Origin of the sequence: Pseudoalteromonas carrageenovora IAM 12662, from assembly GCF_900239935.1 — a bacterium.
Lineage (GTDB): Bacteria > Pseudomonadota > Gammaproteobacteria > Enterobacterales > Alteromonadaceae > Pseudoalteromonas > Pseudoalteromonas carrageenovora.
Genome location: NZ_LT965928.1, coordinates 3,324,281 through 3,339,961, shown reverse-complemented (window position 1 = coordinate 3,339,961; position 15,681 = coordinate 3,324,281). Strand labels below are relative to the sequence as shown.

Below are 15,681 nucleotides of genomic sequence, written 5' to 3'. Positions count from 1 at the left end.
GTAGATGAAAGTTTTTAACGAGACAGTACTCATTAATTCTGAAATAATGTGCGTCTGAAAATTGAACCACAAAGCAATTTCGCGCAATTATCAGAGTCTGATTTTGCCTATAAAGTTGGTTACAAATATTAACCAAACACCTATTTTGATGTTTTGTGTTGCTCACAATTAAGAGGAAATAAAATGACAGTCAATCGCGAATTATTTGATCAAGTAATGGTTCCTAACTACGCACCTTCAAGCGTAATTCCTGTTCGAGGCGAAGGCTCTCGCGTATGGGATCAACAAGGTCGAGAATTTATCGATTTTGCTGGTGGTATTGCAGTTAACTGTCTAGGCCATTGCCACCCTGCATTAGTAGGCGCATTAAAAGAGCAAGGCGAAAAAATTTGGCATCTTTCAAATGTAATGACCAACGAGCCAGCACTTCGCCTAGCTAAAAAAATGGTTGATGCTACCTTTGCCGACAAAGTTTATTTTGCCAACTCTGGTGCAGAAGCAAACGAAGCCGCACTTAAGCTAGCGCGTCGTTTTGCACTTGATAAATTTGGCGCAGAAAAATCACAAATCATCGCATTCAACAAAGGTTTCCACGGTCGTACATTCTTTACCGTAACTGTTGGCGGCCAAGCGGCATACTCAGATGGTTTTGGCCCTAAGCCTGGCGACATTGTTCATTGTGATTACAACGACCTAGCTGCTTTTGAAAAACTAATTAGCGACAAAACATGTGCCGTAATGATGGAGCCACTTCAAGGTGAGGGCGGTATTGTTTCGCCAACTGATGAGTTTGCTCAAGGTGTTCGCGATTTATGTACTAAACACAACGCACTGCTTATTTTTGATGAGGTACAAACAGGTGTTGGCCGTACTGGCGATTTATACGCATACCAAGGCTTAAACGTAGTACCTGATATTTTAACTTCAGCTAAAGCACTTGGCGGCGGTTTTCCTATTGGCGCTATGATCACAACTACTGAGATTGCACAGCATCTTAAAGTAGGTACTCACGGTTCTACATACGGTGGTAACCCACTAGCGTGCGCTGTTGCAGAAGCTGCATTCGATACCGTAAATACACCTGAAGTACTTGCTGGCGTAAAAGAAAAAGCAGCGTTATTTAACGAGCTACTTGCAGCGGTAAACGAAAAATACAACGTATTTAGCGAAATTCGTGGCCAAGGTTTATTAATTGGTGCAGTAGTAAACGAGCAATATAAAGGCCGTGCTAAAGAGTTTTTAGTAGCGGGTACTGAGCAAGGCTTAATGTCATTAGTGGCAGGCGCTGACGTAGTTCGTTTTACTCCTTCACTAGTCATTACCGAAGCAGACATTCGCGAAGGTATGGCACGCTTTGAAAAAGCAGTAGCAAGCGTAGTAAACGCATAAACTACTCTAGCCAAGTAATTAAGGGCAAACCCTGTTTGCCCTGTAAATCCTATTTACCGTTATTTATAAGGGAGCAAGCGGACTCATGATGATCCTTCGCCCAATCCAGCAAAATGATTACTCAGCATTACTGAAAATTGCCCACGAATCAGGGCATGGTTTTACGTCTTTGCCTTTAAATGAAGAGCTATTACAAAAGAAGATTGACCATTCAGTAAGCTCATTTGCTAAACAAACGTCACAACCCGGTGACGAAGGCTACTTGTTTGTTCTTGAAGATAGCGAAACCGGTGAAGTAGTTGGCACATCTGCAATAGAAGCAGCTGTTGGCCTTGATGATGCATTTTATCATTACCACTTAAGTAAAGTGATTCATTCATCACGCACATTAGACGTATACAAAGCGGTTGATATTTTAACGCTATGTAACGACTACACCGGTGCAACAGAATTATGTACGCTATTTTTAAAAGATGGATATCGTAAAAACTGTAACGGTAAACTTCTTTCAAAAGCGCGCTTTATGTTTATTAAGCAACATCAGGCGCGTTTTGCACAAACCGTAATCGCAGAAATGCGCGGTGTGTCTGACGAAAGCGGCAGTAGCCCTTTTTGGCAGTGGTTAGAAGAGCACTTTTTCTCAATGGACTTTCCTACAGCCGACTACCTAACAGGTATTGGCCAAAAGGTATTTATTGCAGAGCTAATGCCAAAGTACCCAATTTACGTAAACTTGCTAAGCAAAGATGCGCAAGCGGTCATTGGTAAAGTGCACGACAACACACGCCCAGCTATTGAGCTTTTAAAAAGCGAAGGTTTTACGTTTAACGGCTACGTAGACATTTTTGACGCCGGCCCAACGGTTGAAGCAAAAGTAGATAACATTGCCACTATTCGTAATGCACATAACTTTAAAGTTGAAATAGGCGAAGCATCAGGCGACACCATGGTGCTTTTAGCCAACGAAAAGCTTGAAAGTTTTAGAGCAACTGTAGCGCCAATGTCGTATGACAACAGAGCAGACAGCCTTGTTTTATCGCAAGAGTTAGCCGATGCATTGCAACTACAATCTGGCGATATTGTTAGCGCAACCCCAGTTTAATTTAGGAGAAAGTATATGACTCATCCTGCACAATTTATTAATGGTCAATGGTCACAAGGCCAAGGCACAGAATTTAACTCAGTAAACCCTGCAAATAACGACGTTATTTGGCAAGCATCATCAGCAACTGCTGATCAAGTTGATGCCGCTGTAAATTCAGCGCGTGAAGCATTTTACGCATGGGCTGATAAAAGCTTTGCTGAGCGTTTAGAAATAGTTAAAGCATTCGCAGCACAATTAAAAGAAAACAGCGAAGAGCTTGCAATTACTATTGCTCAAGAAACTGGTAAGCCACTGTGGGAAACGCGTACTGAAGCGGGCGCTATGGTTGGTAAAATTGCCATTTCTGAAAAAGCATTTTTAGAGCGCACTGGCGACGTAGAAAACGCAATGCCATTAGGGCGTGCCATGATCCGTCATAAGCCACATGGCGTGGTAGCGGTATTTGGCCCGTATAACTTCCCAGGGCATTTACCTAACGGGCACATTGTTCCTGCGCTTTTAGCGGGTAACACGGTTGTGTTTAAACCATCAGAGCTAACACCAAAAGTTGCCGAGCTTACGCTTAAACTATGGGAAAAAGCAGGTTTGCCAGCAGGCGTCATTAACCTTGTTCAAGGTGAAGTAGAAACGGGTAAAGCCCTTGCTGCTCACAAAGGTATTGATGGCTTGTTCTTTACCGGTTCTTCACGCACGGGTCATATTTTACATGAGCAGTTTGCAGGTCAGCCGGGTAAAATTTTAGCGCTTGAAATGGGTGGCAATAACCCACTTATTATTACCGACGTTGAAGATACTAAAGCAGTTGTACACGATATTATTCAATCGGCGTTTATATCAAGCGGCCAGCGTTGTACGTGTGCACGTAAATTGTTTTTACCTAAAGGTAGCAAAGGCGATGCAATTTTAGAGCGCCTTATCACTGCAACTAAAGCCATTAAAGTAGGTAACTACGATGATGCAGATCAGCCGTTTATGGGCTCTATGATCTCATCAGCGGCAGCAGCAGGCATGGTTAAAGCACAAAGCGAGCTTGTTGAACTTGGCGCTCAAGTATTAGTAGAGCTTGAGCACACAGCAAATACGGGCTTTGTAACGCCGGGTATTATTGAGTGTTCAGCTATTAGTGATTTCCCAGATGAAGAACATTTTGGACCACTTTTAAAAGTATTCCGTTTTGAGAGCTTTGACCAAGCAATTGATAAAGCAAACGACACAACGTTTGGTTTATCAGCTGGCTTACTAAGTGACAGCGAAGCCGACTATGACCACTTTTTACGTCGTATTCGCGCGGGTATTGTTAACTGGAACCGCCCAATTACTGGCGCATCAAGCGCAGCACCATTTGGTGGTATTGGCGCGTCGGGTAATCACAGAGCAAGTGCGTATTACGCAGCCGATTACTGTGCATACCCAGTTGCTTCTGTAGAGCTTGAAAAAGTAGCGATGCCGGCAACATTAAGCCCAGGCTTAAAAATAGATTAATTACTACTTAATTACTACAAAAGCAGCTTCGGCTGCTTTTTTTGTATTGCTATCGCGCAAAGCTAGTAATTAGCAGCACTTTCTGCTTAAATCTAATCAATTAACGTTTTTAAGGTGACAGTAATGGTTTTAGACAGGCAAGGGTACGATGATTTGATCATGTATCTAACTCAAAATTTAGCTTTATTTGAGAAGCCAGGCGAAATTAAACCAGGTGCACCTACGGTTATGGAACTAATTGAAGACGTAATAGCCCATAACGTTATGCTTATTTGTGAGCAACACACAAACCTTAATACCGAACAACGCAGTCAAATTGTGCGTGAAGTTGACGGGATAGTTTACGATTTACAAGAAGTCCTTAGTAGCATTACCTCACAGCCTGTTACGGTTGAACAGCATGCCTTTATAGACGAGTTTGCAAGCTTAATTAAAAACTTGTTCGATAGCGCTGTAACTCAAGAGTCTTAATTTTTAGTTAGTGCCTTTTACTAACTGCGCGCCTGTTATATACCTATTAATGCAGATTGGTATACAATCAAGAAAATATTTTTTGAGATATACACATGCAAGCAAATGTAAAATGGGTTGAAGGCGATACATTTATTGGTCGTTCTAATTCTAACCACAATGTTGTTTTTGATGGTGGTAGCGATAGCGCAGCACCAAGCCCAATGGAAATGGTTTTAATGTCAGTTGGGTGTTGTTCATCAGTTGACGTGGTTAGCATTTTAAAAAAATCAAAACAAGACTTTTCAGACGTTCAAGTACAATTAAGTGCTGAGCGCGCAGAAACAGCCCCACGCGTATTTACTAAAATCAACTTACACTTTGTTGTTAAAGGCAATAATGTGTCGGAAAAACACCTTGCTCGTGCAGTTTCGCTCTCTGCGGAAAAGTATTGTTCGGTGGCTTTAATGCTTGATAAAACAGTAGAAATTACCCATAGCCACGAAGTTGTGCAAGATCAGGTAAAATAACGCTTTTTCCATGAGGAAAATTCGTATAAAATCCGCGAACTTTTCATTCTGCAGGTGCAGATTTCACTAATTTATAGGTTGGTTTATTATGAACAAACCCTTCGATAAACTTAAACTTCATGGTTTTAATAATTTAACTAAAAGTTTGAGCTTTAGTATTTACGACATTTGCTACGCAAAGACCGAGCAGCAACGTAAAGAATATATTGAATATATCGATGAGCAGTACAGTGCAGATAGACTAACCGACATTTTAGGTGAAGTTGTTGATATTATTGGTGCCAACATTTTAAATGTAGCTCGCCAAGATTATGAACCGCAAGGCGCAAGTGTAACTATTTTGGTTTCGGAAGAACCAGTAGAAGAGCAGCAAAATTACGATGCTGACGAAGCACCAGGCCCATTACCTGATTCAGTTGTTGCGCACCTAGATAAAAGCCACATTTGTGTACACACATACCCAGAAGCTCACCCTGATGATGGTATTTGTACATTCCGCGCTGATATTGAAGTATCTACGTGTGGCATTATTTCGCCACTTAAGGCGTTAAACTTCTTAATTCATAGTCTTGAGTCAGACGTAGTAACAATTGACTACCGTGTACGTGGTTTTACCCGCGACATTAACGGTGTTAAACACTACATAGACCACGCTATTAACTCAATTCAAAACTTCATGACAGAAGATACCAAAGAAGCGTACCAAATGATGGACGTGAACGTGTATCAAGAAAACCTGTTCCATACCAAAATGATGTTAAAAGAAACCGACTTAAATACCTATTTATTCGGCCTTTCTACTGATGAGTTATCGGATGAAGAAGAAGAAGAGATTCGCTCTAAACTGACTCGCGAGATGCAAGAAATATTCTATGGCCGTAACCTGCCAGACACAGAATAAGCACAACGATTTAAATTAAAAATGGCGCTCAGTGAGCGCCATTTTTTATGGGGTAATGTTTTGCTATTAATTAAGCATACTGTAAATAAGTGCAAATACAGCAAGCGACCCAACCGCTAATATAAACAGTGTGCTTAAGCGATTTCGATACTTGCTCAGCGCAGGTACTTTGTACACGGCAATCATAGGCATAATAAATAAAATCATCGCAATGATTGGGCCAGATAGCTGATCCATCATGTCTAAAATGCTCGGGTTTTTAACCGCACAAAACCAAATAGCAAAAAACATAATGAGTACGCCAATTTTATCGGCTACTTTTGCACTCAAGCTTGTTTGTTTAGTTACTAAACCGGTAAAGCTTTCGCGTGCACCTAAAAAGTGACCTAAAAATGACGAGGTAATAGCAATAAACGCAACAAGCGGCCCAAGAGTGGCAATAAACGAATTACTCGTGATGTTAGCTAGGTACGATAAAATAGATACGTTAGCGGCTTTAGCAGCAGCCATTTGCTCGCCTGTAAGCGACAGCACACAAGAGAACACAAATAACAGTACAAAGGTAATAAGCAGTAAGCTAGTACGCTTTAAAATAGCCTCTGCTTTGTTAGTTGCTTGATTGCCATAATGACCACGCTGCACATTAACAAAGCTTGAAATAGCCGCCGCATGGCTAAACGAAAATACAATAATAGGCACCGACAGCCACAGCGTTTTAGTAAAGTTGCCCGCTTCAGGTAAGCTCATATCAGGCATTTGCCAGCTAGGTATTAAATAAAGCGATAAAAAGAATAATATACCCACAAGCGGATACACCAAAATTGCAAATGCGCGAAGCATTATTCGCTCACCGCCCATCATTAGGCTTATCATGCCTGCAACCAATACGCCCGAAAGCAGCACGCGAGATGGTGACTCAAGCCCCATTTGGTTAACCATAAAGCTATCAACGGTATTGGTTAAGCCTACGCCGTAAATAAGCAAAATAGGAAATATAGATAAAAAGTATAATAAAGAGATTAACCTGCCAGCAGTCACACCAAAGTGCTCCTCAACTACATCGGTAAAATCGGCATCTTTATTTTTTGACGAAAGTACGAAGCGCGCTAACCCACGGTGTGCTAAAAAGGTCATTGGAAACGCTAAACACGCCAATATAATCAACGGCCAAAAACCGCCAATACCAATGTTAATAGGTAAAAATAAAATACCCGCGCCTACTGCGGTACCAAAAAGGCTTAATGTCCACTGCGTATCGTGCAGATTCCATTTAGAAGAGTGTGTGTTTGAAGGTGTGTGTGCACCTGCTGTTGATGCATTTGAAAGCGTTGCATCTTGTGATGGTGTCATGTGTGTGCTCATCCATTATTTAAATAATAATCGCGCGCAAGAATATAGTTTTTAGCTAAAACTTTCATGTTTTGAGGGTGTTTGTAGACTAATTAATTAGACACCGTTGCAGCAAAAGTGTCATGAATACGAAACAGCGCTGTAAAAGTGAGCAACCTCCATCAGTAGCTGTACCCCATTACAATTTAAATAGACTGGCTAGAGCGTAGCGAAACCCAGCACGCCATAGCGTCATACTGCAGCAAAGCCAAAATAGGCGGTTGTAATAACGGTAAAATAGGGGAGGCCATTTTTATTGGTTCCAACTAAAAATCAAAGTTTGTTCACAAAATCTGTTAAGTAGAAGCCATTGCTTAGAACTTCATAAGAGATTTATTCTAAACTCCGTTATACTTCCTGTAATTTGATATGCCAAACGAAGTAAACAGGCTGCTAACTGCAATGAGCAAAGACATTCTTTTTCATACTATTTTCCCACACGAAACCAGTAAAACATGGGTCGTATTTGTCCATGGTGCAGGTGGTAGTTCGGCAATCTGGTTTCGTCAGCTTAAAGCCTATAAAAAAGAATATAATGTGTTGTTGCTCGATCTTCGTGGTCACGGTAAATCGAATAACTTAGTGTAAAACTTTGTAGATAATAATTACTCGTTTAATAAGGTCTCTAAAGACATTATCGATGTGTTAGATCATAACAATATCCCTAGCGCACACTTTGTTGGTATTTCATTGGGTACTATTCTTATTCGCAATATTGCTGAAATTGCGCCGCAATATGTTTCTAGCATGGTGCTAGGTGGTGCAGTGACTCGCTTTAATACTCGCAGTAATACACTGGTTTATTTAGGTAATACGTTTAAACACTTCTTGCCTTATATGTGGCTGTATCGCTTATTTGCTTTTATTATGATGCCAAAAAAGCGCCATAAAGAATCTCGACTTTTGTTTGTTCGCGAAGCAAAGCGCTTGTGCCAAAAAGAGTTTATAAAATGGTTTAAATTAGCCATGGACGTAAACCCCTTAATGCAGTACTTCAAAGAAAAAGATATCGATATACCCATCCTTTACATTATGGGTAAAGAAGATCATATGTTCCTTGGCCCTGTTAAAGAAATGGTAAAGCGCCATAAAAATAGCGTACTGCAAACTATTCACCATTGCGGCCATGTTTGTAATGTAGAACGCCCTGACTTATTCAATCAGCACTCGCTTGCATTTATCGCCCAGCAAAATCGTTAAGGTTTTAGAAGTAATAGCCTGCTCCTTCTTTTTGACTTTCCCCCTAAACTAAAAATAAGACCTGATCTAAAGGGACTATTCTGAGCGTGGTATGTAGTAATCGAGAAGGTTATAAAAACGCATGTTTTCTTGCTTGCACATCCCTATTGAGAAGCAATGTTTACATTAGAGCTTTCTGATGTGAATATAAGATTAGTTTTTTGAGTTGCCCTTTTAATATTGGAACCGGAGAAGAATACATAAATGGAATTTAAATCACATAAAATAATTATTGATCCAAACGATCCTTTTAAAAATGATAAGCTTGGACGAAAACCTCATGTCGAAAACTTTACTACACTCCTTAAAAACATTAGCTCACCGATAGTTTTATCTGTGAATGCTCCTTGGGGACAAGGTAAAACTACATTCTTAGAGATGTTAGAAGCTAACCTACAAATAAATGATTGTTCGGCAATTTACTTTAGTGCTTGGGAAACTGATTTCGTTAATGATCCACTGCAAGCATTCCTTGGCGAGGTTAATAAAAAAATAGAGTCTCTTGTTGAAGGGGATAAAGAGAAAAGTAAGGCATGGGTTAAAGCTAAAAGTGCAGGTGCGCAAATTTTAAAAAAAGGTTTACCTGTGTTAGTAAAGCTTGCTACTGCTGGAATAATTGATGCTGAAAAAATAATTGAAGCTGAAGCAGCCAAATTCACGGAGGGATTATCTAAAGATTTTCTGGATGATTATACAAAGAGTAAAGAGGCTATTACTTCTTTTAAAGAGAATGTATCAAAAGCTTTAAAAAATGAAGATGGAGCTACAAGCCAATTATTTATTATTATTGATGAATTGGATCGATGCAGACCTACTTACGCAATTGAGTTACTAGAGAGAATAAAACATCTTTTAGATATTGAAGGTCTTGTTTTTGTAATTGCAATGGACAAACTTCAGCTGTCTCATAGCGTAAAAGGGGTTTATGGTGCAGGGTTTGAAGCAATGGGTTATCTTAGGCGGTTTATTGATATTGAGTATATTTTACCTGAGAGTGATTTAGACGCATTTATAGAACAGCTTTATAAAATATTTGAGTTTGATATTTTCTTTCAGAAAAGAACTCAATACCAAGCATTTAGGTATGAAAAAGATCACTTAAAGAATACCTTTAAACTATTGGCAAAAGCAAAAAAGCTGTCTTTGAGGGAAGTGGGGCAGTTATTTGCGAAAGTAAATTTAGTAGTTAAATCTACAGCTGAAAATGTGTATCTATACCCTGACCTACTAGCATTCTTGATTGTTGCTAAAGAGTACTATTATGGAAGTTATAGTGGATATATTAATGGTGAAGATACACCAGAAAAGCTGATTAAAGTTCTTCATACAATAACCCCTAATATGAAATCAATAGATTCTAGAGCATGCGCAGTAATTGAAAGCTCTTTAATTGGAGCAAAAAACGATAGATACCACGGTAATATTGGAGAAGCGCTAAAGTACCATGAAGATATAAGTTCTGATGAAAGTGCTAGTACAGAAGAACAGAGCTATTCATATGATGTAGTACAATTAACAAAAAGTTTTGACGGGTTTCGAAATTCGATTGATCTAGAGAGTTTAAAGCAGAGGATAGAAATGCTAGAAAGCTTCAAATTTAATAGTTAATATAAATTACTACTGTAGTTAAGCTATCACTTATCTTGCTGACAACTGATAGCTAACCACTCAAAACTGCTCTTATCCCTCTAAAGCCGAAACAATAAAATACGGATTTAAGTATTCATTTTTGGTGTTATAAATAAGCGGGCTGCCATCAAGTTGGGTCACTTTAGCACCGGCTATTTCAGCGATGGCGTGGCCTGCACCTGTATCCCATTCACAGGTTGGGCCTAAGCGCGGGTAAATATCGGCGCTGCCCTCAGCCACTAAACACAGTTTTAGTGAGCTGCCTTTTGAGACCATTTCAACGTCATCAAAGCGTTTTACAAATTCGGCTAAATCGGGTGATGGGTGCGAGCGGCTACCTACAACACGTATTAGGCCTTTATTAGGCTTGGTAGTTACTTTAAGCTCTATGCGCTCATCGCCTTTGTCTTTAAAGGCGCCAATGGCCTCTGCGGCAAGGTACGATACGCCAAGTGCTGGGGCATCAACTACTGCTAGTACAGGTTTACCGTTTTCGATTAGAGCAATGTTTACGGTAAACTCGCCGTTCTTTTTAATAAACTCTTTAGTGCCGTCGATGGGGTCTACTAACCAGTAGCTTTTCCAGGTTTGGCGAATATCCCATGTTATATCGGCGCTTTCTTCACTGAGTATAGGTGTGTCGGGAGTGAGCTGTTTAAGTCCTGCCACAATGACTTTATGAGCTGCTAAGTCGGCGTCGGTTACTGGGCTTTCATCGGCTTTGTATTCAACGTTAAAGTCCTTTTCGTAAATCCCCATTATGGCGTTGCCTGCTTTGCGGGCAAGGATAAGGGTTTCTTCTAGTAGCTCGGTTTGGTTCATTGGGGTTAACCTATAATATGCTTTTGTTTTAGATACGTTATCAGTTGAGTAACCGATTGGTCTAGGGTGTTTTTACTGGTATCTAAAATTATTTCTGGGTTGCTAGGTATTTCGTAGCTTGAGTCGATTCCGGTGAAGTGTTTTATCTCTCCTGTGCGGGCTTTTTTGTATAAGCCTTTAGGGTCGCGGCTTTCACATACATCCAGAGGAGTATCTATAAATACCTCAATAAATTCGCCGTCGTCTACTAAGTTACGGACCATGTCGCGCTCTGCTCTAAATGGTGAGATAAACGCGGTAAGCACTAATAAGCCTGCATCGGTCATTAGTTTGGCTGTTTCGCCAACGCGACGTATGTTTTCAATGCGGTCTTCGTCGCTAAAGCCTAGGTCTTTACATAAGCCGTGGCGTACGTTGTCGCCATCGAGCAGGTAGGTGTGCGCACCTTGCTGGTTAAGCGCCGCTTCTAATGCATTTGCTACTGTGCTTTTGCCAGAACCTGAAAAGCCAGTAAACCATAAAATGGCAGGCTTATGCTTTTTTTGCTCGCTACGCTGCGCTTTAGTGGTTGCGTAGTTATGCCAAACAATATTTTCGTCCATTGTGTAATCTCTTTTAAATGCCCTAGGTATTAAAAAGGAAATACCAGCGGGATCAGGGTTAATACCGTGATTGAATAAATAATAGAAAGGGGCAAGCCCATCACTATGTAATCTTTTAAGCGATAGTTACCTGCACTATAAACCATTAAGTTAGTTTGATACCCAAATGGCGATATAAAACTAGCTGATGCGCCAAAGGCAACTGCCATAATAAACGGTAGCGGGTCTACATTAAAACCAACTGCGAGCGAGTAAGCCACTGGGAACGACAAGGCAGCTGCGGCGTTATTAGTTATAAGCTCAGTAAATAATACGGTCATTAAAAATATGGCTATAAACGCGCCATACGGGCCAAAATCCCCTAATACCATAAACAAAGCGCTTGATATTTGACCGGCAAGCCCGGTGCCTATCATTAATTTTGCAAGTCCTATAGCGCTGCCTACTACAACCAGTAACTCAAGCGGAAAACGGCGCTTTACTTCGTTAAGCTTTATTGTGCCGCTAAGCATTAGGCCAATTAAAAGGACTAATAAACCTTTAACAAGTGGCACTACCGAAAAAATACTTAAACCCAGTACTGCAGCAAAGCTTAGTAATACAATGTTTGATTGTTTAGGGGCTAAATGCGTTTGTAAGTCGAGCCCTGATATATACACAAATTCGCGTTTTAAATTAGGTAGGCTGTAAAAGTTTTTACCTGGTGCGAGTATTAGCGAGTCGCCTGCTTGTAATTGCACTTGCCCAAGGCCACCTTGTAAGCGGTCATGCCCGCGGCGGATAGCAATAACTGCAGCATGAAACTGCTCTCTAAAGCGCGCCTCTTTTACAGTTTTACCTATAAATTTAGACGACTGGCTTACAACAACTTCTACTAAGTGCTCTATGTCTTTTTGATGATTGTCGTGAACTACTTTTAAGCCGTCGAAACGGGTTAAAAGCGGCACCGATTTTATATCACCCACAAATAGCAGTACGTCGTTTTGCCTAATAATTTGTTGAGGTGTTACTGCGTATATGCGCTCATCACCACGGATAATTTCCGCAAGGAATAAGTCTTTTAAATCTCGTAGGCCGTTTTCTTCTACGGTACGGCCAATTAATTTAGAGCCTGACTGTACTTTACCTTCGAGGTAAAAAGGAATCACTTCCTGATCGCTTTTACCGTTGTCAGGCAGGTATTTAAGCATCACCAAAATAGTAATTAGGCCCACACTTAATGCGCCAATGCCTACAAGTGTAAAATCAAAAAAGCCAAGTGGTGCCATGCCTGCATCTACTGCAAAGCCATTAACTATCAAGTTAGTAGATGTACCAATAAGTGTAATGGTGCCGCCTAAAATAGCGGTGTACGACAGTGGTAATAATAGCTTTGATGGAGAGTGATTAGGATTGTCTTTTATGGCGGTAATAAGCGATGCAACCACCGCAGTGTTATTAGTAAACGACGATAAAAAAGCGGTTGATAGCCCAAGCTTTGTTACCGATTTTACTAAACTACCTTTAGAAAGTGATTGCGATAGTTTTTGAATTAGGGTGGTTTTTTCGATAGCGGTCGACACTAATACCAGTAATACCAGAGTAATAAGTGACGGGTTAGCATAATTTACTAACATGTTTTCAAGATCAATTAACCCAGTTAAATAGCTTGTACCAATGGCACTTACAAATAACCATGCTGGATTAATGCGGGTGCCAAAAAGGCACCCGACTAAGGTAAGCATAATGCCTGTTAAAACGAGCTGTTCTACCATGCTTTTAAATTCCTAACAGACATTTTTTTACTTACAGTTTTGAAATATCAAGCGCTTGCCAGTGTGGAAAGTGCTTGCGTACTAAGCTATTAAATTCAACTTCAAAGTCGCTAAAATCGCTTTGTTGTTTTTCGCTTTTTAGTACTTGCTCAATCATACCTGCTGCAACCGTTAAGTTAGATAAACGATCAATCAGGATAAACGAGCCGGTTTCGTGGTTGTTGTGATACTCGTCAGCTAAAATTGTTTCGCTTAGTTCGAGCGTTACAATGGCGATTTCGTTTAGCTGAAGTGAGTCGGCTGTGCCGTGTTCTAGGGTATTTACATCAATGGTGTGATCAATCTTTTTAACCACGGCTGATGTATTTTTACTACCTAGTTTAATGTTGTAGCTTTTACCTAGTACAAGCGGCGCTTCGTGCATCCACACAAGTTTTGCTTGAATAAGGTTAGTTACCGTAGCCGTTGAGCTTGCAGGTACTATTACGTCCCCGCGGCTAATATCTATTTCGCTATTAAGGGTAACGGTAATTGCTTGGCCAGCCTCTGCGTGATCTAAGTTGCCATTAAAAGTAACAATTTCTTTAATACTTGATGTTTTACCCGACGGTAATACTTTTACTGCATCGCCAACATGTAACTTACCTGATGCCAACGTGCCCTGAAAACCACGGAAGTTTAAGTTAGGGCGTACCACGTACTGCACTGGTAAGCGTGCTTCAAAACCGGTATCGGTTTCTGCTGCTGGTGAGTCTTCTAAAAGCTCAAGTAATGGCTTATCTGTGTAATAAGGCGTATGTGCAGAGCGCGTTACTACGTTGTCGCCTTTAAGCGCCGACATAGGTACAAACTTAATGTTTGATACGTTAAGTTGCTCAGCAAATTTAAGGTAGTCGGCCTTAATTTTTTCATAAACGGTTTCGTCAAAATCAACGATATCCATTTTATTTACTGCTACAACAAACTGCTTAATGCCTAGCGAGTCACAAATAAAGCTATGGCGTTTAGTTTGCACTTGCACACCGTAGCGAGCATCAACCAAAATAATAGCTACATCACTTGTTGATGCGCCTGTTACCATGTTGCGGGTGTATTGCTCGTGCCCTGGGGTATCGGCAATAATAAATTTACGCTTAGCAGTTGAAAAATAACGATACGCTACGTCAATGGTAATGCCTTGCTCGCGCTCAGCTTGTAAGCCATCTACCAGTAGGGCTAAGTCGAGCTCTTCGCCTGCGTTACCTACTTTTTCGTTATCTTTATGAAGGGCTGCAAGCTGATCTTCATAAATTTGGTGGCTGTCGTGCAAAAGGCGGCCAATCAGTGTTGATTTACCGTCATCTACGCTGCCACAGGTAAGCATGCGTAATAAGCTTTTATCTTGTTGGCGTGCTAGGTAGGCGTCTATGCCAATTTCTTTTACTTCGTTAATTGTGTCGTTAGTATTGGTAGACATTAGAAATACCCCTCACGTTTTTTCTTCTCCATTGAGCCTGCTGAGTCGTGATCTATTACACGGCCTTCACGTTCAGATGACGTAGATAACAGCATTTCTTCAATAATTTCAGTTAGGTTGCTAGCAGTAGATTCAACTGCACCCGTAAGTGGGTAACAGCCTAAAGTACGAAAACGTACCGACTTCATTTGCGGTACTTCACCATCAGCAAGTGGCATGCGCTCGTCGTCCACCATAATTAAGGTGCCGTCGCGCTCTACTACTGGGCGCTCTTTAGCTAAATAAAGCGGAACCATTTCGATGTTTTCTTGGTAAATGTATTGCCAAATATCAAGCTCAGTCCAGTTAGATAGTGGGAATACACGAATGCTCTCACCAGGGTTAACTTGGCTGTTGTAGGTATTCCAAAGCTCCGGGCGCTGGTTTTTAGGGTCCCAACGGTGGTGTTTGTCGCGGAACGAGTAAACACGTTCTTTTGCGCGAGACTTTTCTTCATCGCGACGTGCGCCACCAAATGCAGCATCAAAGCCGTATTTATCAAGTGCTTGTTTTAAACCTTGGGTTTTCATTATGTCGGTATGTTTACCTGAGCCGTGTTCAAATGGGCTTATGCCCATTGCCATGCCTTCTGGGTTTTTGTGTACCAGTAGGTCAAAGCCGTATTCTTTTGCAATACGGTCACGAAACTCAATCATTTCACGAAACTTCCAGTTGGTGTCTACGTGTAATAACGGAAACGGAATTTTTGCAGGGTAAAATGCTTTACGCGCTAAGTGCAAAAGTACCGACGAATCTTTACCAATAGAGTAAAGCATTACTGGGTTCTCAAACTCAGCGGCGACTTCGCGCATGATTTTGATACTTTCAGCTTCAAGTTGCTGAAGGTGAGTTAAAGCCATTGTTAGTCGTCCTACTAAAATGATTAAAAGTTAC

General features: G+C 40.8%; 13 protein-coding genes and 1 pseudogene. 8 read left to right on the top strand and 6 right to left on the bottom strand.

Annotated elements, in window-relative coordinates; all coding sequences use genetic code 11:
* The first annotated feature begins 183 nt into the window (after positions 1-183).
* The 6 genes from ALFOR1_RS15160 to speD all read left to right on the top strand — a co-directional run bounded on the left by ALFOR1_RS15160 (position 184) and on the right by speD (position 5,857).
* On the top strand, positions 184-1,389 hold the full coding sequence (locus ALFOR1_RS15160; protein WP_058549262.1) for an aspartate aminotransferase family protein: 1,206 nt from the start codon (positions 184-186) through the stop codon (positions 1,387-1,389).
* 85 nt (positions 1,390-1,474) lie between these two features.
* Positions 1,475-2,491 carry an arginine N-succinyltransferase gene (gene astA, locus ALFOR1_RS15155; protein WP_104643448.1) on the top strand — a complete coding sequence of 339 codons (1,017 nt, stop codon included), beginning with the start codon at positions 1,475-1,477 and terminating at the stop codon, positions 2,489-2,491.
* Positions 2,492-2,506: 15 nt separating this feature from the next.
* The gene (gene astD / locus ALFOR1_RS15150) at positions 2,507-3,976 is read left to right on the top strand and encodes a succinylglutamate-semialdehyde dehydrogenase (RefSeq protein WP_058549264.1); all 1,470 of its coding nucleotides are present in this window, start codon (positions 2,507-2,509) and stop codon (positions 3,974-3,976) included.
* Positions 3,977-4,099: 123 nt separating this feature from the next.
* Positions 4,100-4,447: a DUF3802 family protein gene (locus ALFOR1_RS15145; RefSeq protein ID WP_058549265.1), complete on the top strand. Its 348-nt coding sequence runs from the start codon at positions 4,100-4,102 to the stop codon at positions 4,445-4,447.
* Positions 4,448-4,542: 95 nt separating this feature from the next.
* Complete coding sequence (locus ALFOR1_RS15140; protein WP_104643447.1) at positions 4,543-4,956, top strand: OsmC family protein; 414 nt, start codon at positions 4,543-4,545, stop codon at positions 4,954-4,956.
* A gap of 88 nt (positions 4,957-5,044) precedes the next feature.
* A complete protein-coding gene (gene speD, locus ALFOR1_RS15135) occupies positions 5,045-5,857 on the top strand; it encodes an adenosylmethionine decarboxylase (protein ID WP_058549267.1) in 813 nt (270 codons plus the stop codon).
* 66 nt (positions 5,858-5,923) lie between these two features.
* On the opposite strand, the gene ALFOR1_RS15130 is transcribed toward speD, so the two are convergent.
* Positions 5,924-7,207 (bottom strand): aromatic amino acid transport family protein, encoded by a 1,284-nt coding sequence (locus ALFOR1_RS15130; RefSeq protein ID WP_104643446.1) that lies wholly within the window; start codon positions 7,205-7,207, stop codon positions 5,924-5,926.
* A 441-nt stretch (positions 7,208-7,648) separates the two neighbouring features.
* On the opposite strand from ALFOR1_RS15130, the pseudogene ALFOR1_RS15125 reads away from it, so the two are divergent.
* Both ALFOR1_RS15125 and ALFOR1_RS15120 read left to right on the top strand, forming a co-directional pair.
* Positions 7,649-8,446 (top strand): annotated as a pseudogene (locus ALFOR1_RS15125) (alpha/beta fold hydrolase).
* A gap of 243 nt (positions 8,447-8,689) precedes the next feature.
* On the top strand, positions 8,690-10,093 hold the full coding sequence (locus ALFOR1_RS15120) for a KAP family P-loop NTPase fold protein (RefSeq protein ID WP_104643445.1): 1,404 nt from the start codon (positions 8,690-8,692) through the stop codon (positions 10,091-10,093).
* A 72-nt stretch (positions 10,094-10,165) separates the two neighbouring features.
* On the opposite strand, the gene cysQ is transcribed toward ALFOR1_RS15120, so the two are convergent.
* The 5 genes from cysQ to cysD are packed head-to-tail and all read right to left on the bottom strand — an operon-like array spanning position 10,166 to position 15,647.
* Positions 10,166-10,936: a 3'(2'),5'-bisphosphate nucleotidase CysQ gene (cysQ, locus tag ALFOR1_RS15115; protein WP_104643444.1), complete on the bottom strand. Its 771-nt coding sequence runs from the start codon at positions 10,934-10,936 to the stop codon at positions 10,166-10,168.
* Positions 10,937-10,941: 5 nt separating this feature from the next.
* On the bottom strand, positions 10,942-11,538 hold the full coding sequence (gene cysC, locus ALFOR1_RS15110) for an adenylyl-sulfate kinase (protein WP_104643443.1): 597 nt from the start codon (positions 11,536-11,538) through the stop codon (positions 10,942-10,944).
* Positions 11,539-11,567: 29 nt separating this feature from the next.
* Positions 11,568-13,292 (bottom strand): SLC13 family permease, encoded by a 1,725-nt coding sequence (locus tag ALFOR1_RS15105; RefSeq protein ID WP_104643442.1) that lies wholly within the window; start codon positions 13,290-13,292, stop codon positions 11,568-11,570.
* A gap of 31 nt (positions 13,293-13,323) precedes the next feature.
* The gene (gene cysN, locus ALFOR1_RS15100) at positions 13,324-14,748 is read right to left on the bottom strand and encodes a sulfate adenylyltransferase subunit CysN (RefSeq protein ID WP_104643441.1); all 1,425 of its coding nucleotides are present in this window, start codon (positions 14,746-14,748) and stop codon (positions 13,324-13,326) included.
* Positions 14,748-15,647: a sulfate adenylyltransferase subunit CysD gene (gene cysD, locus ALFOR1_RS15095; protein WP_104643440.1), complete on the bottom strand. Its 900-nt coding sequence runs from the start codon at positions 15,645-15,647 to the stop codon at positions 14,748-14,750. Before cysD ends, cysN begins: the two co-directional genes overlap by 1 nt.
* Positions 15,648-15,681: the final 34 nt, after the last annotated feature.

Excerpts from the sequence above, each read along its gene's own strand:
- ALFOR1_RS15160 (WP_058549262.1), top strand. The coding sequence starts at position 184 with ATGACAGTCAATCGCGAATTATTTGATCAAGTAATGGTTCCTAACTAC.
- astA (WP_104643448.1), top strand. The coding sequence starts at position 1,475 with ATGATGATCCTTCGCCCAATCCAGCAAAATGATTACTCAGCATTACTG.
- astD (WP_058549264.1), top strand. The coding sequence starts at position 2,507 with ATGACTCATCCTGCACAATTTATTAATGGTCAATGGTCACAAGGCCAA.
- ALFOR1_RS15145 (WP_058549265.1), top strand. The coding sequence starts at position 4,100 with ATGGTTTTAGACAGGCAAGGGTACGATGATTTGATCATGTATCTAACT.
- ALFOR1_RS15140 (WP_104643447.1), top strand. The coding sequence starts at position 4,543 with ATGCAAGCAAATGTAAAATGGGTTGAAGGCGATACATTTATTGGTCGT.
- speD (WP_058549267.1), top strand. The coding sequence starts at position 5,045 with ATGAACAAACCCTTCGATAAACTTAAACTTCATGGTTTTAATAATTTA.
- ALFOR1_RS15130 (WP_104643446.1), bottom strand. The coding sequence starts at position 7,207 with ATGACACCATCACAAGATGCAACGCTTTCAAATGCATCAACAGCAGGT.
- ALFOR1_RS15120 (WP_104643445.1), top strand. The coding sequence starts at position 8,690 with ATGGAATTTAAATCACATAAAATAATTATTGATCCAAACGATCCTTTT.
- cysQ (WP_104643444.1), bottom strand. The coding sequence starts at position 10,936 with ATGAACCAAACCGAGCTACTAGAAGAAACCCTTATCCTTGCCCGCAAA.
- cysC (WP_104643443.1), bottom strand. The coding sequence starts at position 11,538 with ATGGACGAAAATATTGTTTGGCATAACTACGCAACCACTAAAGCGCAG.
- ALFOR1_RS15105 (WP_104643442.1), bottom strand. The coding sequence starts at position 13,292 with ATGGTAGAACAGCTCGTTTTAACAGGCATTATGCTTACCTTAGTCGGG.
- cysN (WP_104643441.1), bottom strand. The coding sequence starts at position 14,748 with ATGTCTACCAATACTAACGACACAATTAACGAAGTAAAAGAAATTGGC.
- cysD (WP_104643440.1), bottom strand. The coding sequence starts at position 15,647 with ATGGCTTTAACTCACCTTCAGCAACTTGAAGCTGAAAGTATCAAAATC.